The sequence below is a fragment of the Rivularia sp. UHCC 0363 genome, from assembly GCF_034931125.1.
Lineage (GTDB): Bacteria > Cyanobacteriota > Cyanobacteriia > Cyanobacteriales > Nostocaceae > Rivularia.
This window is the reverse complement of the sequence record NZ_JAYGHM010000008.1, coordinates 95,570-121,990: the sequence shown is the minus strand read 5'-3', so window position 1 is coordinate 121,990 and position 26,421 is coordinate 95,570. Positions and strand designations below refer to the sequence as shown.

The window sequence follows — 26,421 nt, the reverse complement described above, 5'->3', positions numbered from 1 at the left end:
ACTTAACTACACTTGAACAATACTTTGTCCGTACATATAGCCTTGCGCTCTTGTTTCTACACCGTTAACTGCTAAACCCGCAATTTCGGCTTTGTGTCGCGTTAATTGTTCGATACTGTCGCAGAAATAGTTACGATGGCTACTTGTGGAACGTACCACAAACAGTACTTTTGATATAATTTTGGCAATTAATGCTGCTTCTGGTGTCATAGTCACTGGAGAACTATCGACCAAGACGTAATCATATTTACCGTTGGCTTGTACGTAGTTCAAATGCTGCTCAAATTCTCCACGAGCAACAAATTCGGAGATTTTAGCTTCGGGAATGCTTACCGATAACAAATCCAGATTGGGACGGACTTGATTTTGTGTAAATCGCGTATCCCAGTTGATTTGTGACTGATAACCTAAAGAGCGAGAAAGTTCTGCTCTGCGGAAATCTCCGTCCACAACTAATACTTTAAAACCCAAACCGATCAGCGCATTTGCTAACCCCAAAACAGTTGTAGTTTTACCTTCCCCGGTGGTAGCGCTAGCAATCATTAACCGTCCGGAATCTAGCTGCATTAAACTAACTGCGGAAGCCAATCTTTGAAACTCGATTTCTCCTCCGATTTGGTCTAATTTACCACTGATATTTTTGATATAGGGGATGCTCGCAAGTACGGGAATATTGGTTTGTTGAATATCTTTGGGACTGAGTAAAGGATTGCGATTTTCCAAAAACAGCGCGATCGCAGCACTACCGAAACTAGAAGCTAGCAATGCTCCAAGTATCATTAATCTCAACTTCGGCCCGACGGGTTTATTATTTATTAACGGCTGATTTAGCACCTGAACGCTGGGGTAAGCGCTGAAAGCACCTAACTTTGCCTGTTCTGCTTGCGCTACTATCCCGTTGTAAACGCCCTCGGCAATATCATATTGTCGTTGCAGTTCGAGTAGTTTCGCCTGCTTATCTGGTAAAGAATTTAACTTTACTGCCAATCGATCAATCGCTGGTTGCAATTGTTGGGCTTTTGCCTGCATTCCCATAGCCTGACTTTCTGCTAAAACCATTTGTTCGGCTAAACCAGCAGTATTTTCACCGATTGTGCTATCAACCCCAGCGACATTACCTTTAGAATCGGCAGCATATTGCCCAAGTCGGTCACGCAATACATTTTGCTGATATTGCAAATCCTGAACTTGGGGATGGTTGCTGGTTAATTTACCTCTAGCTTCGACCAGTGCAACTTCAACTTCGCTTAATTTATCGCGAATTAACTGATATTCCTTTAATTCTTTGAGTCTTACCGAACCTACTGCCGCTGCTGGACTCAAAGCTACGCGAGACGATAGCATTCTCATTCTCGCTTCGGCTGCTTGAGCTTCCGCAATTGCTTGGGCTTGTTCTGTATTCAAAGTGTTCATCGCTAAAATAATCTCTTTGGTTTGCTCGTCTGAGTTCACCAAATTGGAATTTTTACGAAATTCACTCAAAGATTTTTGTGCTACAAGCAACTTCTGCAAAGCTTCTTTGACTTCATTTTGCATGAATTGCGATCGCTGTTGTGCTTCATCAAGTCGTAATTCCTGCAACCGATTGCGAAACGCTGCAATTAATGCGGTTGCTCGCTGTGCTGCTAATTCGGAACTAGAGCCCTTTACCGTAAGGGATATAACCGTGGATTCCTTCTCAGGAGAAACTTCAAAGAGTTTTTTGTACTTGCTCAACTCCGTAAACTGGTCTTTCTCCGGGTCGTTTTCCCACACTTTGGCGATCGCATTGTCGCTCATTGCAATGGAAGATAGGATATTTAACGGGTTAAGCTGTTGGGAAAAAACTACCCCTTCATCCCGGACACTACCCAATTTACCCAAATCTGCATCACTATTATTAGTTACGTTAGGTAATATTAATTGTGCTTGGCTATTCCACACCCTAGGTGTTATTTTGATGTTAACCGCTGTTATTCCTAACACCAAAACATTCCAAGCCAAAAGCAGTTTCCAATGCCGCATCACTATTTTGGCAATTCTATTCATTTAAAAAGCCCTCATCTTATACTGCATCCTCAAGATCTTACCGGATATATCTGCATTAAATGCTCGGCTAATTTTGGCTCGTCGAATATTTGTCCTTTAAAACTAGGTGGCGGACATTTTATTGCTTGTTCCAAATTATCTAGGCTCATGCAATAAATTATTCCTAATTTTTCTACCCCTTGAGCAAACCATAATTGATGGTCGTCGATATGTTCTTTATAACAAGCTAAACGCGGTACCAAAATAAAACTTGCTCCCTGGGCTGCTAACCCCCGCGTTAACCCTTGACCAGCATGAGATACGATCAGCCGAGACTCTTCAATTGTTTTCATCAACAAATTCGTCTCAACGATTGGTGCGGTTTTTACAAAGGGATATTTTGCCAGCGCAGATACATCAGTTGTTCCATGCTGCACAAATACGCTTTCTGAAATCACCCCAGTGTCTAAAAGACTGTCCAACCAATTAATAGCCCGATCGAAGGAAAAAGGTATGGTTCCTAATGTAACAGTAATCATCTAAATAACAATGAAAGTGACCTGCATTTACTTGTAACCTCTAAGCGTATCCTTTAAAAATTGCTTTTGGGTACTTGCGGCATAAATTGGGCCACTGTACATAAAATTCATCACTAAATTTATAAACCAATTTTCCAGATAAACTCAGTTCTTCCGAGCGAGAGATACTCTCCACATACACAAACTTTTTACCAAGAAACTTAGCTGCAATTGCAAATCCAACGGCAATACTAGCCCCCGTTGAAATTACTATGTCAGGTTGTTCTGAATAGACTATCTTAAATACCCGAGGAATATTCTGCCAAAATGCCAATATATCTCTAGGAGCTTGATACGGCAACCAATGAACTTTTTCACCATTTTCTAATAATTTTGTATCTTTCTTCGGGTCAGTCACCCATACTCGCTCATGATTGCACCAAAAAGACTCTAGTCTCCTCATGGTGGAAAAATGACCCCCAGAAGTACATACTAGTAACAGTTTCATAAACTTTTCACCCCTCCGAACCTTAATAGAGACACATATTTGAACGATCGGTTAGTGCAACCTAATTTAACGCTAAATTCACAAGCAAGAATAATCTTCGTTCATTTAGATCAACTTGCTTCTTCCAAACTCAATCTTTTATTTACAGTCGTCGGACGCTAACCCTACATAACCGTAAACCAGATTTTTTACTTAGAACAACTGCACCAATTTAACAATAAGCATAGAGAAATTCCTTAGACATAGTTTATTCCTTACGGATGATTATAAGCATAACTTACTCGATCCACATACTTGCTTGACGTTTTCGATAAACAAGTCCGCATGAGTAATAATCCCTAGGGAAATCCATCTTAATCATAATTAACCGCTTCACGCGCAACGAAAATAATCATTTCTACTAGTACAGTACTAGTACAGTAGGTGTACTTTATAGAACTTTAATATAAAGACTAACTTAATTGATAATTAATTGAGTTTACTTCACTGAATCTTTAAACAAAATTATAGTTATTTGATGTACTAGTATAAAATTATATCTTTGGTGTCTGTATAATAATAGACAAAAAAACCTCATGGCCGATTATTCTTTAAATGAATAATAAGTATATAATTTTACCAATCATCAAAAGCCAAGAAAAACTTAGCTGGCGAAATATATTATTATTTTTTATACTAATAATTAAAGACTGAAGAACATCTCTATAAAAGACAGTGAATTAACTATAAATTTGGGCAAATATGCCGAAATATGAGATGTCGAAGAAATTTGGTTTGGAACTCTAACCTACTAACTGACTAAGGGCGATCGCCATTACAATGCATCCTACTTCTATGTACTTATATTTATAAAGATTACTTTATATTTATATTTATGAAGATTACTTCCTGCTTTGTGCTTACTCAACTCCAGTAATTTTCTAAGAGGATAGCAGTATTGAATTGAAACTGACACGGAGACACAGAGTAAATTTGCTAGGTAGTTTTAGAGCGGGTAGAAAGTAATTAGTACATTTTTTACGTGAACTTGAGTTAAACCTATTCCTCTTACTCCTCATTTTTCCCAAGGTACGGTTATCTACGGTGGATTTCCCTCCAAAGGTTACTGTCTAACCCTAATCAGAAACGATAAATTTAAGATGTAGTAAGTAAAGAATAGTAAATGTGCCAATCAGCTATTGTGGGCTGAATTAGAAAATATATTTATTAACATTGGCATCAACCGTAACTAATATCGTTAATATTGTTTTGCAACAGAACGTATCATGCGTAAAAAAATACAAAGTGTCATCAAACCGCTTTTGAAATCCGTCCTAGTTACCTTCTTAGTGTTTACGCTGGTATTTAGCCAAGCATCGGGGGCGCTAGCTGCTCGTAGTGGGGGTAGAATTGGTGGTGGTTCTTTCAGAATGCCTTCCAGCCGTCCTTACTCATCTCCTCGTACTTACGCACCTCCCGGAGGTGGATACGCTCCCTATCCCGGTGGTGGATTTGGTTTGCCTTTCCTATTTCCTTTTTGGGGTATAGGTGGAGGATTTGGGGGTTTATTTGGGATTTTGATTTTCTTCGCTTTAGCTAACTTTGCAGTCCAAACCTTCCGTAGAGTTGCTAGCGGTGGAGAAGAAGAAATTGCTTACAGCAGCAACCCAACAATTTCCGTGACTCGTTTGCAAGTAGGATTATTAGCTCAAGCTCGCGAACTGCAAGCCGAACTAAACCGTCTGGCCGAAACTGCCGACACTGAATCCGAAGAAGCTAGAGCGCAAGTTTTACAAGAAGCCAGTCTTGCCTTATTGCGTCATCCAGAATATTGGGTTTACGCAGGTGGTAGTACAAATCAAGCGCGTTTGAACTCCGCAGAAGCCGAATTTAACCGTTTAGCTTTAGCCGAACGCAGCAAATTCAGTGAAGAAACATTATCTAACGTCAACAATCGGTTAAAAGCAGCCGAACCTAAGAATGCTTTACCATCTAGCGGCGAATTAGACAATCCCACCGATTTAATTACCCAGGGACCGGGAGAATATTTAGTTGTGACCTTACTCGCAGCAACTTTAGGTAAAGCCGAAGTTCCTAACATCAATAGTGCAGATGATTTAAGTCAAGCACTGCGTCAATTTGGCAGTATACCCAGCGACAAATTACTAGCATTTGAGATTTTGTGGACTCCCCAAGCAGAAGGTGATACTTTGACTAGCGATGATTTACTAGCTGAGTATGCTGATTTGAAGCTTGTTTAATAGTTGGTAATTGGTAATTGGTAATTGGTAATTGGTAATTGGTAATTGTCTCCCCTCTATTTCTGCTTAAGCAAAGATGGGGAGACACTCGCATAACTCCCAATTCCTAACTCCTAACTCCCAATTCCTAACTCCCAATTCCTAACTCCTAACTCCCAATTCCTAACTCCTAACTCCCAATTCCTAACTCCCAATTCCTAACTCCCAATTCCTAACTCCCAATTCCTAACTGCTCATTGCGACTCGAAAACCACATACCCTCAATCCTCCTTCAGGTTCGTTCCAACTGCGACTAGCGCTACGACAACTTTCGGTACTGAAGCTCCAGGAACCTCCGCGAAGTACGCGACGATGTACGTCTCCGCTTAATTGCCAAACTGTTCCGTCTGTGGGTGCGTCTTTATAGTTTTTATGCCAGGGGTCAGCGCACCATTCCCATACTTGCCCGTGCATATCGTATAATCCAAAGTCGTTAGCTACACCAAAACTGCCTACGGGTGTTGTTTGTCTGTATGCGATCGCTTCTATGGGGTGATAATTATCAATATTGCAGTTTACCAATTGAGCGTTGAGGCTTTTACCAAAATGAAACGGTGTACTAGTTCCGGCTCGACAAGCGTATTCCCATTCTGCTTCGCTGGGTAAACGGTATTGTCGTCCGGTTTGTTTTTGCAATCTAGCACAGAATTCCTGTACTTCGTGCCAAGATACGTTTTCAACGGGTAAGTTTGCACCTTTAAATTTTGATGGGCTGGGATTTAAGGAACAATTAACTTGCGGTAACGATGCGACTGCTTTCCATTGGGCTTGAGTAACTGGGTATTTACCCATGAAAAATGGTTTTAAAGTAACAATATGTTGGGGACGTTCATCTGTATCTCCTTCGACAATAGAAGAACCCATAATAAAGCTACCACCAGGTATTAATACCATTTCTAATATTATTTCACTGCTCAAATTGTCTGTAAAAAATTTAGCTCTATTCACCCAGCGTTTAATTTCTTTTCCGACCGTATCTACTCTCACTACATTAAATTCAAAACTAGCTAAATCAGGTAATGTTGGTTGTGGTGGTGAAGCAGCTACTTTATCGGATACTGAAGAATTCAAATCCTCAAGAATTTCGGTTGCTGATTGATATCTATCTTTGACCAAATGTTGCAGCAATTTATCAAAAATTCTTCCTAATTCATCGCTAATCGTAATACCTTTTTCTTGCAAAATTTTTCGCCATAACCACTCACCGTTCATGGCATCATAAAGATAGTCGTGAAATTGTCCGCGATCGTCTTGTAAAGGTAAACATTGAGTCAAAAGCCGCACGCAAGTAATACCCAAAGCATATAAATCGCTTGCGGGAAATACAAAACCCGCCATTTGTTCGGCTGGTGCATAACCAATAGTATAAAGTACAGTAGCTTGTCTTGCTAAACTGGTTTGCGTTACTTGTTTTGCTCCACCAAAGTCAATTAATACCAGTTTTCCATCAACTTTGCGACGAATAATATTTTCTGGTTTAATATCGCGGTGAATTACGTTATGAGAATGAATAAAGTTTAAAACTGGCAATAAATCGGTTAAAATTCCTCTAATTGCTGATTCGTCAAAAGTAGTAGAATTCACTTCCTCTAAAAGAGTTTGACCTTCAATAAATTCCTGCACTAAATATAAACTTGAACCTTGTTCAAAGAAAGCCAATAATCTGGGTATTTGCCAATGATTTTCTCCCAAATCGTACAAGCGGAATGCTTCTTCTCGAAATAATTTAGCTGCTTTAGCTCTTGCTGCACTTCCCTGTACTTGAGGAAAAAATTGCTTGATAACGCAAGGTGCATCCAATCTATCTACATCAACCGCAGCATAAGTTTTACTAAAACCACCTTCTCCTAATAAATTTGATACCCGATAACGGTTTCTCAAAAATTTACCAAAATTGCTGACTCCGCAACTGATACAATGTTTATTTCCCTCTACATTGAAGGGATTTGAGCAATTAGGTTCTTGGCAAATTAACACAATACTTAGGAAATGGGGAATGGGGAATGGGGAATGGGGAATGGGGAGTAGGAAATACCTATAATTAAAATCGGGATTTACAGTTTATTCTCAGATGGTTCTTCCTCTGTTACCCTCTTTGGAATTTGGTAATTTTTATGAAAAAACCGATACTTTGTTAGTAGTGCGAGCGTCCCGCTCGCTTATGCTTATTATGAATTGGTAGCGTCTTTTTTGCTGTTAGTGACGAGCAAGTTCGGTTCGCATTCCTTTAATCAATAAAAATTAATCAAATACACTCAGGAATGGCCGCAAGTGTCACAAAACTCGGATGGTGCCGTACACTCACCGTCTTATTACTAGGTTGATAATTAGTCTGTGTACTAGCACCCTACAAGAAAAATATGCCTTTTTGCTAAGTCCTAACACTATTAAATATCTTACCTTTGTTGAACGAATGGTTGATGATAAATAATGTGCAAGATTTAATGATTTACGCTTAACTATTCCCGGTCGCGATCGCCAGACAGCAAACGCAGCATCTATATAAAATCGAACCAGTTTCTATTAGTAAAAATATTGGTATTTAAAATTGGTATTTAAATATGATGAATCTGACAAAATTAAAAGTACAGCTATATATCAAATAAATATACTTTCAACACAAAATATTATAGTGAACCGTCGGCTTGTGTCAACAGTATTCGGAGATGGGTTTCGGGGATAGAAAGGGAGTAGGGAGTAAGTATAAAAATAATTTTGGTTGACTAATTACTTAATCCAAAATCCAAAATCTAAAATAATTTAGGCTGTATTCTTAAGATATGACCAACAACCGTGGAAAAGTCTATCTTGTGGGTGCTGGACCCGGAGATATAGAATATCTAACTGTGAAGGCTTATAGACTGCTGGCTCAAGCTGGAGTGTTAGTTTATGATGCTTTGGTTTCGGAGCAAATGCTAGAGTTGGTACCGGATGATTGTTTAAAAGTTTATGTTGGTAAACGTGGGGGTTTACCGAGTACTGCTCAAGAAGAAATTAATCATTTATTGATAAAATACTGCCAACAGGGTAAGCTTGTTATTCGGCTAAAATCTGGCGATCCTTTCATATTTGGTCGCTGTATTTCCGAAATTAAAGCCTTAAGCGCTGCTGGTTGCAATTTTGAAGCTGTTCCGGGGATTTCTTCGGCAATAGCTGCTCCAATGCTAGCAGGAATTCCTCTGACGGACGCTGTGATGAGTAGATGCTTCGCTGTATTTAGCGCTCATCAACCATCCGATCTCGATTGGGAAGCGCTTTCAAGGTTAGATACCCTAGTAATCTTAATGGGTGGACAACATCTCTCAGAGATTATACACCAATTAATGAAATATGGAAAAAATAAATTTACAACCATGACTCCGATCGCGATTATTCGTAAAGCCGGTACAGCCCAACAACAAGTATGGACTGGTACGCTTTCCACAATCGTAGAACAAGTAAAAACCGTGCGTTTATCACCCGCTGTAATTGTAATTGGCGAAGTGGTAAGATATGCCGGATTTTCTGAGAATATGTAGTTACAGGCTTACCGATTATCTTACGCTTTGGACTTTAAATCCATGACAGCTAATACATCATCCCAAATTTCTGCAACAATATCTCCGACTCTTCCTTTGAGTGGAAAAACTGTTCTGATTACTCGTTCGGTAGGACAATCGAGTCAATTTGCTCGGCTGATTGCAGATGCAGGTGCGAATGCAATAGAAATGGCTGCATTAGAAATTTGTCCCCCTTCAAGCTGGGACGCTTTAGATAATGCGATCGCAAATTTAGCGGAATTTGACTGGTTAATTTTTACGAGTAGCAACGGGATCAGTTACTTTTTTGAACGGTTAATGTTATTGGGTAAAGATGCTCGTACTTTAGCTAATCTGAAAATTGCTGTTGTTGGCGAGAAAACGGCAAAAATACTTGAAAATCATAACTTAAAACCTGACTTTATTCCGCCCAATTTTATTGCCGATTCTTTAATAGAACATTTTCCCGAACAGCTTGCTGGTCAAAAGATTTTATTTCCTAGGGTTGAAACTGGTGGAAGGGAAAATTTAGTTGAGGAATTTCAAAATCAAGGAGCAGAAATTACCGAAGTAGCAGCTTACCAATCTTGTTGTCCTGATAGTATTCCTCCTTCTGCTGAGTTAGCTTTGCAAAGTGGAACTGTTGATGTAATTGCTTTTGCTAGTTCCAAAACGGTGAAGTTTTTTACTCAATTAGCACAAAAAGTTTTTTCAGATAATTCCCAAGACAATCAATCATCTGTAGTATCAAGTTATCTCGAAGAAGTTTGTATTGCTTCTATCGGTCCTCAAACATCGATCGCTTGTCAAACTTATTTCGGAAGGGTGGATGTTGAAGCTTCAGAATACACCTTGGACGGTTTAACTCAAGCAATTATCGATTGGGCAACTAATTTAAGGTAATTGGAAATTGTTGATGGATAATAGATTATTACAAATCAACCAACATTCCTAATTTTCTCTAATTCATGAAACGTATAATTGGATTAACTGGTGGTATAGCGACAGGTAAAACAACTGTCGCTAATTATTTAGCTGATGCTTATGGTTTACCGATATTAGATGCAGATATTTACGCTAGAGAAGCTGTTGCGGTGAATTCGTCGCTATTACAGCAAATAGTCAAACGTTACGGAGACAAAATTTTACTTGCTGATGGCAGCCTCAACCGCGAAAAATTAGCTGAAATAATATTTAGTCAGCAACAAGAACGCTTATGGATAGATAGCTTGATTCATCCTTACGTCGGCGATCGCCTTTCTGTAGAAACAAAAAATATATCAGCAAAAACTCTAGTCTTAGTTGTGCCTTTATTATTTGAAGCAGATATGACAGACTTGGTAACAGAAATTTGGGTAGTAAGCTGTTCCGAACAACAGCAGTTAGAAAGATTGATGCAGCGAAATCAATTAACCCTCGAACAAGCACAAGCCAGAATTAGCAGTCAAATGCCTTTAAGTGAAAAAATCCACAAGGCTAACATTGTTTTAGATAATAGTTCAAGTTTAGAAACATTATTACAGCAAATTGATATTGCCATATTTCATCAGTGAGCAGTTGTTAACTGTTTCACCAATTCTGCGTGTTCTGGTGAATTTAAACCTTGTTGTAAAACATCGAGAACTTGTTTCATCTCTCCTACAAGTAGTGCTTCTTTAGCCAACCATAAACCAGGAAATACCTTACTTTTAATTACTCCAGCCGCGTCAGCTTCTAATGATACATATTCACCATCTTGTAAATAAAACCAATCAAGTTTGTTTTCAAAAACCTGCCAAACAATATATTCTAAAACTCCATTACGACGGTAAGCATTTTTCTTATCATGTAAATCATTAGATGCACTGCTAGCAGCTACTTCAGCAACTAACTCCGGCGCACCTTCAATGTAATCATCTTCACTAATTCGTGCTTGTCCGCCCAATTTTTCATCTATTAACAATACAACATCGGGTTGAGGTTCGTTATCCAAATCTAAACGGACTGTAGAATTATCGCCTAAAATTAAACCTGGAATCGTAACTTTATAAGTTCCCAGCCAAAGAATCAAGTTTCCATGAGGTTCCCCATGACTTCTTATACGTAAAGGTGATGCCATATAAACAATTCCTTCAATTAATTCCGCCTTCTTATTATCAGGCATTGCGGTATATCGTCGTTCAAATTCATGGCGAGTAAGTTTATCTCCACTTTCCAAAAGTGGAATTTTAGTTACATTCTTTCTCACAGAAATAGTCATTTTTAGTTACCAGTTATTAATTATTAATTCCTAACTCCTAACTCCCCCCATCACCCCATCACCCCATCACCCCATCTCCCTACCCAGCTTCCCCTCCTACTACTACATCTTTGATCCTCAAACTTGGGCCACCGCAACCTACAGGTAAACCGTTTTGTCCACCTTTACCACAACCACCAGATTCGTCCCAGTAAAAATCATCACCGATCGCTTCAATATCTTTCAAAGTTTGGAAAACGTTACCAGAAAGAGTCACATCTTTGACGGGTTCGGCAATTTCACCGTTTCTAATCATCCATGCTTCTCCAGCACCAAAAGTAAACATTTCCCCGTTGGTCATACCACCCAACCAGTTTTTTGCGTAAACTCCTTCTTTGATTCCAGAAAACAAGTCTTTTACGGGCGTTTTTCCTCTTTCGATCCAGGTGTTAGTCATCCGCACGATGGGGGAATAGTGATAATTAAGACAGCGGCAATTTCCGGTAGGGGTTTCGTCTAATTTGCCTGCGGTTTCGCGAGAATGTAAGCGTCCGACTAAAACTCCGTCTTTAATTAATTGAGTAGTAGTAGCTGGGGTACCTTCGTCATCGTAATAATAGCTACCGCGATGTCCAGTGGGTGCAGCACCATCAAAAATCTGCAAGTCTTCGGGCCCAAACCTTCTTCCTAGAGTCATTACTTCTAATAAATCTGGATTTTCATAAGCCATATCCGCTTCAGAAAGATGTCCGAAAGCTTCGTGAACGAATAAGCCGGTAAGAATCGGGTCAATGACTACGGTGTAAGTATTACCTTTGACAGGAGGTAACGACAAAGCAGCGATCGCTCTACTGGCTGCGCTGGTAACTTGTTCGTCTAAACTAGTTAAATCTTCAAAAGCTTTACGGGAACCTGTAGTTTCTCTACCAGTTTGTACGGTTTCACCATGTCTAGCAGTCGCAGCGAAACGCATTTCCATATCTACCCATGACTGTTCGATCAGCGTTCCTTCGGAAGTCGCAATGATGACTTTTTGAGCGCTATCACCATAACGCAACGAGGTTGTAGTAATGCGATGGTCTACACTTTTGATTAAATCAGCGTAATTATCGCACAACTGCTTTTTTTGACTCAAAGAGATATTTCTGGGGTCGGTACCCGTCAGCGGTAATTCACATACTGCTTGGATCGGAATGATAGGAGCTAATATAGTTTCCTCATCACCGACAATTCGTGCAGCTGCGATCGCTTCTTCAATACGGTCTTCAATAGTGGCAAGATGATTAAAGCTACTTAAACCCCATCCACCTTTATAACAAGCTCGAACCTGTCCCCCAACAGAAATACATTCGCTCAGCGTCTCTACCTTATCACCGCGTAATAAGATATCAGTTCCTTCCGCTTCCTCAAGCCGAATCATTAAATAATCAACTTTTTGGGAGTAACGAGCGATTAAGTCAATAAGTAAATTTTGAGTGTCAACTGTTAAAGTAGGCATTTTCTGGGAATAGTTAGGAGTTAAGAGTTAAGAACACCGGAGTTATTAATCAGTGTCATCAGTGTCATCCATTTAATCAGTGTTCGGAGTTAAGAATTATGAGTTCAATCTTAATAATTATTCCTAATGTCCCACGCCTCATGCCCAATTCTTAATCAAAAAGCATTTATAATATTTCAATCTTGAAAAATAAAAATTAACTTTTTTATCTTCAATGAGGTCAGTGAGTGAGGTAGTGACAATTGCAAGGAACTATATCTAAGTCAAATTCAAGTTTATCAAATTTATTTACCTTTATTAAACCGATTCTTCCGGTTGCAGGAGTATTCTTTGTTATATGTCTTGTACTAGTATTAAACCGTTATTTTAGCTTTTACGCATCTTTCGATCAAGGTATTTTTAATCAGGTTTTTTGGAATAATCTCCACGGTCGCTTTTTCCAAAGTTCGCTTTCTTCAAGTCTTTCTACTAATGTTGTCCACGCGAATGAAATTCCTACGGTTTATTACCATCGCTTAGGTCAGCATTTTACTCCGGCACTGTTACTTTGGCTACCTATATATGCGTTGTTTCCGAATGCGGCAACTTTGGCGGTGTTGCTGGTAACGTTGATAACGGCTGGGGGTTTGATGCTGTATGTCCTAGCGCGTCAATATTTAGAACCTCGATTAGCGGTGATGATTACTGGTAGCTATTACGCTGCAAATGCTGTGATTGGCCCGACGCTGGGTAATTTCCACGATATCAGTCAGATTCCGCTATTTATTTTTACTTTGCTGCTGGCGATGGAAAAGCGCTGGTGGTGGCTGTTTTGGCTGATGGCTGGATTAATTTTGATGGTGCGAGAAGATGCGGGGGTGGGATTATTTGGGGTTGGGGTTTACATGGTTCTGAGTAAACGCTTTCCTCGTGCTGGATTAGCAGTTTGTACCGTTAGTTTTGGGTATATGTTGCTGCTAACTAATTTAATTATGCCGCTGTTTTCTGAAGATATTTCCAAGCGGTTTATGTTGGAAAGATTCGGACAATATGTTGATGGTGAGGAAGCCACTACCTTAGATATTATTTGGGGAATAGTTAGCAATCCTCTAAGATTATTGATAGAACTTGTAACACCAGTAGACAGAACAATTAAGTATTTACTCGGTCAGTGGCTGCCTTTGGCGTTTATACCTGCGATCGCACCAGCTTCTTGGAGTATCGCCGGATTTCCGTTACTAAAATTGCTTTTAGGTAAGGGTGACTCGGTATTAGCGATTACCATTCGTTATGCATTAAGTGTAGTTCCCGGATTATTTTACGGTGCAATTATTTGGTGGTCAAAACATCCTAAAGCATTTAAACCGTCATTTCGTCGCTTTTGGATCGGTTGTATTTGTCTATCTTTATTGTTTAGCTTTACATCAAACCCAAATCGTACCTTTTACTTTCTCATACCCGATTCAATAAAGCCCTGGGTATATGTATCTCTACCGGAACAGTGGCATCATGTACGCAGCGGAATTCGTCCTTTATTAGCGCAAATCCCCCCAGATGCGAGCGTATCTGCAACCACTTATCTCGTAGCACACCTTTCAAGTCGTCGCGAAATTCTGCGTTTATCGATGTTGGAATTGCGAAACGACCGGCAAGAAGTGGTAAAAATGGATTATCTAATTGCCGATTTATGGCAGTTACAAAAGTATGCACCAGCTTTCCGCAGCGATCGCGAGTCATTAAAAGAATTAATAAATTTAGTTGATCAGATTACGAATAATCAAGAATATGGCATAATCGGCTTCAAAGATGGCGTAATTTTATTAAGAAAAGGCGTAAATTCTGAGAGTGAAGCGGTGAAAGATTGGTTGAGATTTGAGAAAGCACAGATGGGGAGATAATCTAAAATCTAAAATGGTATCAACTGAGTTAGTGAAACAATTACGCAGACTAAATCGCGTAGATAAACTTGAAATTATTCAAATTTTAGCTGCTGAGCTAGCAAACGAGGAAACAGATTTAATCAAATCTGGTGCATTATATCCAGTTTGGTCGCCTTATGATGCGGTAGAAGCTGCAAATATAATGTTAGAGGCTTTAAATACAGAAACTTCCCAAAATAATGAGTAATCCAGCAAGATATTCTTTTGTATCAAGTGATAACAGTTTGGGAGAAGCAAGTTTCAAGCCGTTTTTGCCACTGAGGTTAAACTATAAGGAAAAATCGCACGAAGTTATCGGACTTTTGGATACAGGAGCAATGGTAAATGTTCTTCCCTATCAAATTGGAGTCGAATTAGGAGCGGTTTGGGAAGAACAAACAACGGTGCTTCAGTTATCAGGTAACTTGGCTCAAATTGAAGCAAGAGTGTTAATTTTATCTGCTACAGTTGGACAATTCCCTGATGTTAGATTGGTGTTTGCTTGGACACAAGCTACTCAGATTCCTCTGCTTTTAGGACAAGCTAACTTTTTCATGGAATTTGATATTTGTTTTTATCGTTCTCAAAAGATATTTGAAGTGACTCTAAAAAAGATACTTTAAAAGAAGTACGTTATGACAGAAATATAGAGTTTAGAATTCTGCGACTCTTAATTTATTCTCAATCCCCAATGCCCTATTCCCAATTTATTTTGTCACCAAATTGTTATAACAAGCCAAAATTGAGTATAAATACTCCCGTAAAATTGAGCGATCGCACGTTTAATTATTTTAATTGGTTATAAATTAAACGGCGTTGCACAATTCAACAATGAATTATATTTATTTACATTTTGTATTAAACACGAAACCCATGTAGAGACGTAGCAGTGCTACCTCTCAAACAATGTGAAATCATAACTTCACCCAACTGATTCAGTAACGCCAATTAAACGATATCGTAAATATTTGGGAGTAAAACATGAAAATACTGGTACTAAGTTGGGAGTTTCCACCTCGTATTGTGGGGGGAATTGCCCGTCATGTAGGTGAATTATACCCGGAATTAGTAAAGTTAGGTCATTCGGTTTACTTGATTACACCCGAATTCGGTGAAGCACCACTTTATGAGGAGGTAGAAGGAATCAAAATACATCGGGTACCTGTAGCTCAGAGTCATGACTTTTTCCACTGGATAGTCAATATGAATCAAAGCATGGGAAAACAAGGTGGTAAGTTGATGTCGGAAGAAGGTCAGTTTGATTTAATTCACGCTCATGATTGGTTAGTGGGGGATGCTGCGATCGCGCTTAAGCATACTTTTAAAGTACCTCTAATTGCCACCATTCACGCTACCGAATCGGGACGACACAACGGAATTCACAACCAGACTCAAAGCTACATCCATCGTAAAGAAAACAAACTTGCTTTTGAAGCTTGGAGAGTTATTGTTTGTACCAATTATATGCGTCTGGAAATAGAGCGATCGCTACATAGTCCTTGGGATAAAATCGATGTAATTTATAACGGTATCCGTCCTGAAAAAAAGCAGCATCATCAACAGTTTCATAAGCAAGATTTTCGCCGTCAATTTGCTGAAGATTATGAAAAAATCGTTTATTATGTCGGTCGTATGACCTATGAAAAAGGTATATTTTTATTATTAAATGCCGCACCCAAAGTACTTTTAGAAATGGGAGGTAAAGTCAAGTTTGTGATCATCGGTGGTGGTAATACCGATCGACTTAAAAAGCAAGCTTGGGATTTGGGAATCTGGGATAGATGCTACTTTACCGGCTTTATGGCTGATGAATATTTAGATAAATTTCAAACAATCGCCGACTGTGCGGTTTTCCCCAGCCTTTACGAACCCTTTGGTATAGTTGCATTAGAGAGCTTTGCCGCTGGTGTACCAGTAGTAGTTTCTAATACGGGTGGTTTCCCAGAAGTAGTTCAACATACTAGAACAGGTGTTGTTACCTACGTTAATAATCCCGATTCTTTAGCATGGGGAATTTTAGAAGTATTGAAAAATCACGGTTATTGTCAGTGGTTAAAAGATAATGCTTACGAAGATTTAGAAAAGCGGTTTAATTGGGCGAAAATTGGCAAGCAAACTGAAAGAGTTTATCAGCAGGTTGTTAAAGAGAGGAAGTTGGTTAATTGGTAATTGGTAATTGGTAATTGGGGATGGGGAGACATTCTTAGAGAATGTTTAAAAAGTCTAATTTAATACTGAACCTGGCGGTTGAAACCGCGTCTACACAAGCTAAACCCGCCTTGCGCGGGTTCAAAATTCATCAGTCCACGAAGGTGGACTTTGCCTGTGTAGTAGCGGTTTTAACCGCCGGAAACTTTTAAAACTACTCCCTACTCCCTAACTCCTTTATCGCGTTAATATTATGTTGATAGCTAAAGAAATTTTAATCGTAAACAGCAAACAGTGAAAAATAGATAACTGTTCGCTGGTAAGTAGATAGGCGTAATTAAATATAAGATAAGACCTCACCACGCCACTTGCTACAACGCGGGGAACCCGCGCAACGCAGTGGCTTCTCAATCCCTCTCCTTATTAAGGGAGAGGGAAGCCGGACTAAGGGTAAGGTCTTATATTTCATTTGACCCACTTACTTAACTGTTCACTGATAATTGATAATTGATATTATGTCAGATGCAAAAAATGTTCTTGGAGAACAGCTTCAGGTTTGCTGTACTTCTCCGATGACTGGATATTACCGGAATGGAGTATGCGACACGGGAGCCGGTGATTTCGGCGCACATACTGTTTGTGCGGAAATGACTGAGGAATTTCTCGTCTATACGAAGTCGATGGGAAATGATTTGAGTACTCCAAGACCTATGTATGAGTTTCCTGGTTTAAAAGCTGGGGATAAATGGTGTTTATGTGCTTCTCGCTGGAAGGAAGCGATGGATGATGGAGTTGCACCGAAGGTAGTTTTATCGGCTACTCACGCATCTACATTAGAATATGCTTCTTTGGATGAATTGAAGCAACACGCTGCGGATGTAGATTAGATTTACCGGGACGTAGCAGTGCTACGTCTCTACATTAGTTACATACCGGGTGCGGGATATCAGTCATTTCGCGATCGATTTAGTAAGTTTCGCTTTATTGGGATGGATGTATATTTATTTTCTCTAACTAGAAATAAAAACCCGGCTTTTTCTCAATATAAATACCTAAATAACAATATTTGAGTTTTTATAGTTACGAAGAAATTTAGTTATTATTTTTTGTGATTTGCGATCGCTTAGACAATTTCTGCATCACTTAGGGTGCAAATTTTCGATATGCTTCTAGTGCATCTTGTTTGACTTGTTCTTTGACAATGGGAAACGTGGTGAGGATATATGCAAATTCTGCTTCGGTTAAACCGTAGAGATGAGCGATGATTCCGTCGAGTTCAGCACGGAGTTTTGCGCGATCGCTTTCGTCAGTGACTCCGTTGCTGTGGGATTCTAGTCCAACTTCTTGCGCTAGTTCGTCAAATTCTGGAGTAGTGCAGATGAGTTTGGCTGAGCGATCGACTATTTCAGAGAAGTATTTGTCTCCTTCGGTTAGTCGGGGGATGGGTAACTGTTTAACATAAAACATATTGCAATGTGCGGTTACTTTCTGTCGAATTACAAAATCGCAAGCAAAACTATTCAAAACAGCACAAGCAAATAGTAGTTCATTCTGGTTATTAAATTGTTCTGAGACAATTAGTGTATTACCAGCAAAAACATTAGGTGGAATGATACTAGAAATCATCGTGCGAATGTCTGTATTTCTAGCTACATCTCTAAAGCCAAGACGATAAAATTGATAATCTAATTTCTGATCTTCATCTTGACCATTCCTTCCTAATACAGCTTTCCTTCCTTCTTGTTCATCTACCCAATATCTTGGTTCAGCAAACTTGTGGGTAAACTGATGAACCATCTTACCTTCATAAAGTGGAAATCTTCCTTTTCCTGCTTGCTGTTTAAACAAATGACTATCGCTTGTCATATTGAACTCTTGTCTCAAAGTTAAGTTCCACTTATTTTCAATCTTTTCACCTAGCAATGGAAACTTAGTTAATTTTTTGGCAATGCTAATATCAATCTCATTTTTAAATTCCATTACTGATAAAGAGTCAGGAGAAAGCTTACGCACTAAATCAATATTGATTTTTAAGCTATCTTCTCTAGGGAATCTTTGAAGTTCTTGTACATCATGACGCATGAAAGCTGATGGAAATTCTGTTGTATTTCCACCTTTCGCAAAGGTAAGCACAACAAATTTAAAACGGCTATCAACTTCTTCAAAAATTGTCTTACGATTCTCAAAACAAAATAAACCTGTTATTTTAGTTTGGCTAAACAGCATTTCTCGCAGTTGTTTAGTTCCTAAGTCAGTATAAATACCGCTAGGAATAACAATTCCACATTCACCATTTAGACGTAAAAGATTAAAACACTGTTCAACAAATAAAAAATACAGATTTATTTTTCGTGCTACACTTTTACCATTTATTTCTGAACGTTGGTTTTTGTATTGCTCAGATTTCTTTAAGTAAACACTTACATGAGGATAACTACTGCAATATTCTAGCCAAGCTGTTCGTATTTCTGGGTCTTTTAGTAATTGTTCTCGCTGTTTTTCCCAAGATTTTATATCTAACTTATTTTTCTGAATTAAATTGTCATATTTGTAAAAAAATTCTTTTTCATCTGTTTGAAAGACTTCCCAAGGTGGATTGGTAATAATTGCATCAAATCCACCCCGTTCTAAAATCTTATCGAAATGATATCCCCAGTGAAAAGGCTTTAAAGCTGCAATATCATCAACAGTTAAATCTCGTTTTATCGGTTTACCAGCTAATTGGACTTCTTCATATTTTATTTTGAGCTTTTTACTAAACTCATCCAACAACAAAATATTTAGCTTCTTTTGCGATTCTTTATTAAGGTTATCAATAGATGCACGTAAGTTTAATAGTCTTTGGTCTTGATGTGTTCCATCATCTAAACTAGCAAATTCTTCTTTCCCATGAATAAAAGCGTGTTGCTTATACATTGAGATTGACTTGTTCTTTTCCTCTAAAATCGCTTGGTATGTATAATAGGAACTGGATTGAAATAAACTTAATTGCAAATCAGGATTTTCTTGCTTGTATCCCCGTGCTTTAGCTTTTGCAGTTAACTTAACTTGGTCAAAATTATCTGCATTAACTCCCATTAACCCAATTAATGAATTACCAGCCATAATATTAAAATCAATATTAGGTAAAGGTTCCAATTCATTCACATCATGAGCCGAAGAAACCAACGCTAAGAAAAGACGTAGTTTAGCAATTTCCGTTGCTTCCTCCATGATATCAACACCATAGAGATTATCTGTAACAATCCGCTTTTTAATATAATAAGCTAGGGATTTATGAATATTTTCGAGTTCTTTTAATTCATCCTTTGTATTTGCATCCCCAATTAATTTAATCGAACCGATCGCAGCACTATAAACTTGGATTAAAGTCTTCATCGCTGCAATCAAAAATGCTCCCGAACCGCACGCTGGATCGAGAATCGATAATTTTGGCAGAATCTCTTTAAACAATAAACGGTAAATATTTGGTTCTTTACTTAACAGCAGTTGGTTTATATCTTCAAATTGTTTGTGTTTATCGGAGATTGCTTCATTTACACGGTCTAAAATTAACTTGTGAATAGTGCGATCGCAAAGATATTCCGTAATTTGCGGTCGAGTATAATAAGCACCAAAAGCTTTTTGATTAATATATTTCTCAAAAATGTACCCTAAAACATCGGGGTTTATTTCATCATCTTTCCCTTCCGGTGTGTCATCCAAATTCCAAGAATAACGCGCAAATAATTCTAAAAGTTTTTCAAAAGCTTCGTCAGCAATTGTAATCTTATATTCTTGCTCAATTCTATGTTTTAAAAATAAACCACCATTGAGATACTTAACATTTCCTACTAATGTTTTTACCGAAGGGTCGCGGTCTATTTCTGGCTTTGCAAAAGTATCAAAGAATAAAACCTTGAGAAATTCTTTATAAAATAAGTTTTCCCCACGCTGCTGACTTGCAGTTAATTTATTTTGCAGATATTCAGAATCTCCATTAGGATTTTCGTTACACTTATCAATAAATCCTTTACGCTGAAGAAAATAAACAAACATCAAACGATTGAGAATTACAGAAGTATACCAACGTCTGTCACTTTCGTGATTAATCCCTTTCACATAACCCAAAAATCGCTTGTGTTCTTCTTGAAAGTCTTTATAAAACTGCTTTGTAACTCGCTCAACATCAAAAGCTTTTTGTAATCTCTGAGCAATTTGTACTACTGATATATCATCTTCATGTTCAGTAATATCAATTACTAAAGAACCCAACTTACTTAAAAATAAATCTCCCGGTTGACCTTGTACATACAAATGGTCGCGGATAAATTCTTTATTCCCTTCTCGCTTTACCCAATACCAAAGACTACGAGTACGTGTTTCATCGATAAAAATCAGTAGATTTTCCGCTTTTAATTTCGTAATCTCTTGATGAATCGCAGTACGAACTTTCGCGACTGGAATACTCCCATCTGTTGCTGTCACCTCAAAAACAGCGACACCGGACACCTCAGCGATGCATTTGTATTCAAAATGAGACGCGAAATTTTGCGTCTCTACACCCTCAATTTCTAGCGGGATAGGTTTTCTACGTGTCGGTTGCGACCAACCTAACTCCTCTATAAATAAATCATCGAATTTAAAATCACCTAATAAATCCCGCGTCCGTTGAAAATTGAGTGCCATGATATACTACCCTGTCAAAAAATAAGATAATTTTGTGTAGGAAAAATAAGCATAAAAAATCCGCCCATAGACCGGAGTCTTGGAGCTACAACCCTTGCAAAGCCAAGGTTTAGTTATATAGACGTAATAATACTGTTCCTGTGATAACCTTTAAAGAAACAAAAACGGCTCAGTGTTTTTACTTCCGTATTGATAACGCTGTGTGCGGTTATACACTGGTAGTGCTAGTATATTTCAGGATAAAATTTAGTGGTATAAAAATAACTTTTCCATCTAATTGCGATCGCACTAGTTGATCGCCTTTCAAAAGCTTGAATAGCAAGACATTCGCAGACTTGAGGTAATTACGTAGAAAAATAGACTCGGTAAAATAGAACCTAAGTGTTATAGAAAAATGGCGCAAAAATATTACAATTTATTGTTTTAAAATTAAGTATTATTTCTAGACAGGGAAAAGCGTTTTGGTTGGGGGGTAGTTGTGCGATCGCAAATATTTTGAGGTATATTCAATTTTTAAAAACCTTCTAATAACTTCGCAACTTGTTCGGGTGCTGGAAGCTGATTTTTGAGTTCTTGAGGAACTTTAGATAAAATTTGGTAAGTTGCAACACCGATAGGTTTATTTGATTCTTTCAAAGCATATTCAACAATGGTTTTATTCTTCGATTTACACAGAATAATTCCAATCGATGAATTTTCATCTGGTAACTTTACCTTGTCATCTAAAGCAGCTAAATAAAACTGCATTTTTCCTACATATTCAGGTAGAAACTTACCAATTTTTAACTCTATTGCTATCAAACATTTTAAAAGTCGATGATACAACAAAATATCAATGAAATATTCCTCATCACCAATTTCTAAGCGATATTGACTACCAACAAAAGTAAACATTCCACCCATTTCTTGTAAAAATGGTTCAACTCTTGCTAAAATTGCTTGTTCTAATTGTCGCTCGCTATGCTCATCAGCTAATTCCAAAAAGTCAAAAGTATATTCATCTTTAACTGCAAGTTTAGCTTGGTTCTGAATATCTTCTGAAACTGTTTGCTCAAAGTTATTTTGGTTAAGTAGTGTTTTCTCATAACTTTGATTTTCAATTTGATTAATCAAAACATTTTTTGTCCAGCCAAATTTACGAGTTGCACGAATATAAAATTCTCGTTCTAAACTATCTTTGCATTTTTCCATAATTACCAAATTATGAGTCCAAGCAATTTCTGCCACCAATGGTGACAGTTTTTCATCAGCATGGTACGTTAGATAAAAATCGCGCATTCTCCAGATATTACGAGTAGAAAACCCACTAATACCAGGAAACTCCGTTTGTAAATATGAAGCTAATTGCTCGACAACCGATTTTCCCCAAGTTTCTCCCTCTTGACGGGTAATGATTAACCTACCAATATCCCAATACAAGGCAATTAATTCTTTATTAACTGCTTTCAATGCTTCATATTGTGCTGTCCGAATACGTTGTTTGACTTCAGCTAGCAGTTGTCCGTAATTGCTTGCACCTAATTCAGTCATAGAATCTTTACTTTCCTTCAAATAATCCTAAAGAACAAATAATTTGAGGTTCTCGTTTCTCACTTTCTTCACTGACAATGCACAGTCTATCATCTAACCGCAAAGCTACTACTAATTCCGCCAGTTGTTGACTACTAATACCACTTCGTAAGCGCCGATTTAAATTATCGATCGCAGATTGTCTTAAGGGGTAACGATAAATATCATCTATGGCTTTTAATAACTCTTCCGTAACAAACAAAGTCCCCTTCATTTCCTGCGCGTAACTTTTTAATCGTTCGTAACTGCGGAATCTTGCACCCGATGGTCTACCTAATTGACCACCCATATTTTTTTCTTCTTCAGCTAGTAATTCGGCACCTTTTTTTACTAAATTATGATGTTGTTTATTCTTAGCTATTGCTGGTGTCGATGGATCGCAAGCTGCCATTTTCAAAATAGCTAATAACGACTGAGTAACACTATTACCATCCCGATCGACATAAATTAAAGAATCATTACCTTCAGTCGTTTTCATATACATTAATACCCCCTCCGGTTGTACTGGTTGGGGAGTATGAGAACGAGTTGAATAAACTACATTCGGCATTTCTTCAATAACTTTTTTCAAACCTGGATTATCATCGGTGGCTTTTTTCCAAATTTGAAATGCTTCCGATGTCAAATCAACTTCTGTATCCTCTTCTCCATCCAAAATACCCGATTTCTCATTATATAAATCGAGAATTACCTGTGCGTTATCATCCTCAAAAAATGCTTCGTCGGTTCCTACAACTTCAGAATTTTCCTGTAATCTTTGCTTGAGTCGTCCCCGTAAATTTATAATTCGTTCCACACCCTCCGCAGGAAGAAATGAATAACAAATGATTTTCTCCGCATTTTGTCCTATTCTATCAACCCGTCCAGCCCTTTGAATTAAGCGAATAATTGCCCAAGGTAAATCCCAATTAATGATAATTGCACAATCTTGTAAATTGTGTCCTTCGCTTAAAATATCAGTAGCAACTAAAACACGTAATTCACGATTTTTTAAAACCTGGTTCTGCTTACCATTACTAACAGGACTAAACCTTCCCGTAAGTTCCGTAGGGTCTTTTGATTGTCCCGTGACTCCTGCTATATTAGTAATATTATTTGCTTGTAAGTTATCTGTAATATAGCGTACAGAATCGGCAAATTGAGTGAAAACTAGTACCTTTTGATCGGGGTGTATATTCTGTAATAAATCTACCAAAGCTATCAATTTTTGGTCTTGATTTGGTTTCCATTCACCAACATTTTGCAGCACGTCAATTAAAGCTTTAGCATCATCGAATAAATCTTTCTTCAGCTTTTTGATATCAAATAAACTCGCACGTAACCATTTAAAACGGCGTTGATATCGGGTATTATATTCTTGGTAAATAAACTCTGCTTGTTGACGGAAAGCTTTTTCGGTCAATTTCTCTACTTTATCTTCTAAAGCAGTTTCATCAGCTTCATCTTCAGTTTCCACATCAAATAAACTTGCCGTAACTGAATCAGCATCTTCATCATTATTTCTCGTATCTAATAATTCCGCATCTTGAGTTCCAATGGGAATATCAAATCCTTTTTCTAAAGCGTATAAATAAATAAAGTTACGTAAAATATGACGTTCAATTGATTGAATAAAAGCAAAGCCGCTACTTTCCAAACGTTTAAATAAGTTAGTGCGTGAAAAGCCCATTAACCTCCGTCCACCCCGAAATAAACCATTAAGTTGTCTTTGTTCGGCTTCTGTTGGTGGTTGTTTCGGTTTACCTACATAGTTTCCTAATCCATAACGCGGTAGATTTAATTGATTAATTACTTCAACTACTGCTTGCGAATAAAGGCAAGAATATGGGTCATTAGCAGTATCTAAATTAAACTTTATCGTGCGCGGTAAACGGTTAGGAAAATAGGAACGTTCCTGATTAAAAAACTCTAAATATTTCCGTCCAAATTCATCAGTTTGAGCATAATTATCTTTAATAAACGAACGAGTCCGTCGTACCATATACCGCTTCATTAATTCTCGCCAATCATCGGTATGTTCGCTTTTTTCAAACGCAGCAAGAGACTTTACCGAACATTGATGCTTCCGAATAAATTCTAATTCTCCTAACGAACCACCACCCAATTGATTAATTAAAGCTTCCGGTCTAAATCCTAAATCTTCATCTTCGGGAACAAATAATCTTAATTGAGCAGAAAGGTCAAGATAAGTTTTATTATATGGTGTTGCCGAAAGTAAAATACACTTGCTTTCATTGGCTGTAATATATTCTGCGATCGCACAATATCTTTTACCTTCTCGATTGCGTAAATTATGACTTTCATCAATTAATACAACTCGATAGCGACGTAATTCTGGTAATAAATTTTGAACTTTACTAATCGACATAACTTTGGCATAAAGTCGATAATTATCAACATATTCTTGCCACATTGAAGTTAAATTTTTCGGGCAAATAATCAAGGTTTCAAGTAAACAATCTTCCTGCAATATTTTCGCTAATGCAGTTCCCACCAACGTTTTTCCTAACCCCACCACATCACCCACAATCACACCACCACGTCGAGTTACATGACGTGCTGCTAATTGCACGGCTGCTTTTTGGAAATCAAATAAATTGTTGAATTCACGAGGAATTCGGAACTCAGAAAGTCCTGCGATCGCTTCATGGGATAAATGATAAGCAATCTTCAAATAAATATGATAAGGAGGAATTAATTCTTCCCTGGCCCAACTATTATCAATTATCTCTCCTAATTCTTTAGAAATATCAATACAACCATAATCTTTCCACCTGTCATCAAACCACTTTTGCAACTTATTCGTAGCATCATGATCTAAAATATCAACATTTAATTCCCCTTGTTTTCTCAATCCTGCCAAAGTTAAATTACTACTACCTAAAAACCCAACTATGGGACTATTAGGGTCATGACGATGGACAAGATACAATTTAGCGTGGAGAGGATGAGCTAAGAATAATTTAATAACTAATTTCTGGGTTTTTAATTGACGACTTAAACGACGTAAACCCACTTCATCATCGTTTGTTGGCGCACCGATGGTAAGCTGTTGGCGAAATTCCTGTGCTATCTTCTTCTTTAAACGAATAATAGTGCTATTATCAAGCCTACCAGGAGTTGCACCAAGAGTAAAAGCCGTATGCACCTCATCGCTGGGTAAACCCTGCATTCCCACCAACAAGCGACAGCAAGAAGCTTCCTCACCTACATACTGCTGAATTAAATCATCAAGCTTGCGCCAACCTCTTAGGTTAAAATAACCCACGCAAAAATCAGCCCGATAGGAGACTTTGAGAGTGTCACGCAAAATTGGTAGCAGTTGTAAATCGATGTTGTCAAAGATACGTGGCATGATTTAGCAGCAAGTTGGGAGTTTTGATCCCTATTTATATTGCTCTATGAGTATAAGCTCGCTTGTAAAGCCTTTCAATGCGAACAAATGAACTATAAAGTGCCTGATTTAGCTCGCGCAAGTGGGCTTTGTTAGTGTAGTCCTAAGCAATTAAGCTTGTTCCCTTAAATTTATCGATGCTAGGTTGTAAGCTGATGTGCAGCTATAGCAACCGCCAAGTGGGTTAGGACGTAAAAT

Annotated in this window: 18 protein-coding genes; 9 read left to right on the top strand and 9 right to left on the bottom strand. The window is 38.1% G+C overall.

Annotation, left to right across the window (positions count from 1 at the left end):
* Positions 1-6 precede the first annotated feature (6 nt).
* From VB797_RS07140 to pssD, 3 genes are read right to left on the bottom strand one after another with little or no spacing between them, the layout of a single operon-like run.
* Positions 7-2,028 carry an exopolysaccharide transport family protein gene (locus VB797_RS07140; RefSeq protein ID WP_323236967.1) on the bottom strand — a complete coding sequence of 674 codons (2,022 nt, stop codon included), beginning with the start codon at positions 2,026-2,028 and terminating at the stop codon, positions 7-9.
* 29 nt (positions 2,029-2,057) lie between these two features.
* The gene (locus VB797_RS07135) at positions 2,058-2,546 is read right to left on the bottom strand and encodes a glycosyltransferase (protein WP_323236966.1); all 489 of its coding nucleotides are present in this window, start codon (positions 2,544-2,546) and stop codon (positions 2,058-2,060) included.
* A 40-nt stretch (positions 2,547-2,586) separates the two neighbouring features.
* Positions 2,587-3,033: a PssD/Cps14F family polysaccharide biosynthesis glycosyltransferase gene (pssD, locus tag VB797_RS07130; RefSeq protein ID WP_323236965.1), complete on the bottom strand. Its 447-nt coding sequence runs from the start codon at positions 3,031-3,033 to the stop codon at positions 2,587-2,589.
* A 1,265-nt stretch (positions 3,034-4,298) separates the two neighbouring features.
* On the opposite strand from pssD, the gene VB797_RS07125 reads away from it, so the two are divergent.
* Positions 4,299-5,273: a DUF1517 domain-containing protein gene (locus VB797_RS07125; protein ID WP_323236964.1), complete on the top strand. Its 975-nt coding sequence runs from the start codon at positions 4,299-4,301 to the stop codon at positions 5,271-5,273.
* A gap of 225 nt (positions 5,274-5,498) precedes the next feature.
* Here VB797_RS07125 and VB797_RS07120 read toward each other — a convergent pair whose 3' ends face one another.
* Positions 5,499-7,289, bottom strand: coding sequence for a bifunctional serine/threonine-protein kinase/formylglycine-generating enzyme family protein (locus VB797_RS07120; RefSeq protein WP_323236963.1), 1,791 nt, complete (start codon positions 7,287-7,289; stop codon positions 5,499-5,501).
* Positions 7,290-8,092: 803 nt separating this feature from the next.
* Between VB797_RS07120 and cobA the strand changes: the two genes are divergently transcribed.
* The 3 genes from cobA (at position 8,093) to coaE (ending at position 10,383) form a co-directional block, all read left to right on the top strand.
* On the top strand, positions 8,093-8,830 hold the full coding sequence (gene cobA / locus VB797_RS07115) for a uroporphyrinogen-III C-methyltransferase (protein ID WP_323236962.1): 738 nt from the start codon (positions 8,093-8,095) through the stop codon (positions 8,828-8,830).
* 42 nt (positions 8,831-8,872) lie between these two features.
* Positions 8,873-9,733: a uroporphyrinogen-III synthase gene (locus VB797_RS07110; protein ID WP_323236961.1), complete on the top strand. Its 861-nt coding sequence runs from the start codon at positions 8,873-8,875 to the stop codon at positions 9,731-9,733.
* Positions 9,734-9,798: 65 nt separating this feature from the next.
* The gene (gene coaE / locus VB797_RS07105; RefSeq protein ID WP_323236960.1) at positions 9,799-10,383 is read left to right on the top strand and encodes a dephospho-CoA kinase; all 585 of its coding nucleotides are present in this window, start codon (positions 9,799-9,801) and stop codon (positions 10,381-10,383) included.
* Here the strand turns inward: coaE and VB797_RS07100 are convergent.
* Together VB797_RS07100 and VB797_RS07095 are read right to left on the bottom strand one after the other, a co-directional pair.
* Positions 10,377-11,069 (bottom strand): Uma2 family endonuclease, encoded by a 693-nt coding sequence (locus VB797_RS07100; protein WP_323236959.1) that lies wholly within the window; start codon positions 11,067-11,069, stop codon positions 10,377-10,379. The genes coaE and VB797_RS07100 overlap by 7 nt on opposite strands.
* 79 nt (positions 11,070-11,148) lie before the next feature.
* Entirely contained in the window at positions 11,149-12,546 is a 1,398-nt protein-coding gene (locus VB797_RS07095; protein ID WP_323236958.1) for a TldD/PmbA family protein, read from the bottom strand.
* Positions 12,547-12,788: 242 nt separating this feature from the next.
* Here VB797_RS07095 and VB797_RS07090 point away from each other — a divergent pair, with 242 nt between their 5' ends.
* The 5 genes from VB797_RS07090 (at position 12,789) to VB797_RS07070 (ending at position 17,479) form a co-directional block, all read left to right on the top strand.
* Positions 12,789-14,423, top strand: coding sequence for a DUF2079 domain-containing protein (locus VB797_RS07090; protein WP_416350845.1), 1,635 nt, complete (start codon positions 12,789-12,791; stop codon positions 14,421-14,423).
* 13 nt (positions 14,424-14,436) lie between these two features.
* Positions 14,437-14,652, top strand: coding sequence for a hypothetical protein (locus VB797_RS07085; RefSeq protein WP_323236957.1), 216 nt, complete (start codon positions 14,437-14,439; stop codon positions 14,650-14,652).
* Positions 14,645-15,067, top strand: a complete 423-nt coding sequence (locus VB797_RS07080; RefSeq protein ID WP_323236956.1) for a hypothetical protein — start codon at positions 14,645-14,647, stop codon at positions 15,065-15,067. The genes VB797_RS07085 and VB797_RS07080 overlap by 8 nt, the downstream gene beginning before the upstream one ends.
* A 358-nt stretch (positions 15,068-15,425) precedes the next feature.
* Positions 15,426-16,613, top strand: coding sequence for a glycosyltransferase family 4 protein (locus VB797_RS07075; RefSeq protein WP_323236955.1), 1,188 nt, complete (start codon positions 15,426-15,428; stop codon positions 16,611-16,613).
* Positions 16,614-17,107: 494 nt separating this feature from the next.
* A complete protein-coding gene (locus VB797_RS07070) occupies positions 17,108-17,479 on the top strand; it encodes a DUF2237 domain-containing protein (protein ID WP_323236954.1) in 372 nt (123 codons plus the stop codon).
* A gap of 256 nt (positions 17,480-17,735) precedes the next feature.
* Here the strand turns inward: VB797_RS07070 and VB797_RS07065 are convergent, their stop codons facing one another.
* From VB797_RS07065 to VB797_RS07055, 3 genes are all read right to left on the bottom strand, one after another.
* Positions 17,736-21,260 carry an Eco57I restriction-modification methylase domain-containing protein gene (locus VB797_RS07065; RefSeq protein ID WP_323236953.1) on the bottom strand — a complete coding sequence of 1,175 codons (3,525 nt, stop codon included), beginning with the start codon at positions 21,258-21,260 and terminating at the stop codon, positions 17,736-17,738.
* 513 nt (positions 21,261-21,773) lie between these two features.
* Positions 21,774-22,790: a PDDEXK nuclease domain-containing protein gene (locus VB797_RS07060; RefSeq protein ID WP_323236952.1), complete on the bottom strand. Its 1,017-nt coding sequence runs from the start codon at positions 22,788-22,790 to the stop codon at positions 21,774-21,776.
* 7 nt (positions 22,791-22,797) lie between these two features.
* Positions 22,798-26,184: a helicase-related protein gene (locus tag VB797_RS07055; protein ID WP_323236951.1), complete on the bottom strand. Its 3,387-nt coding sequence runs from the start codon at positions 26,182-26,184 to the stop codon at positions 22,798-22,800.
* Positions 26,185-26,421 lie beyond the last annotated feature (237 nt).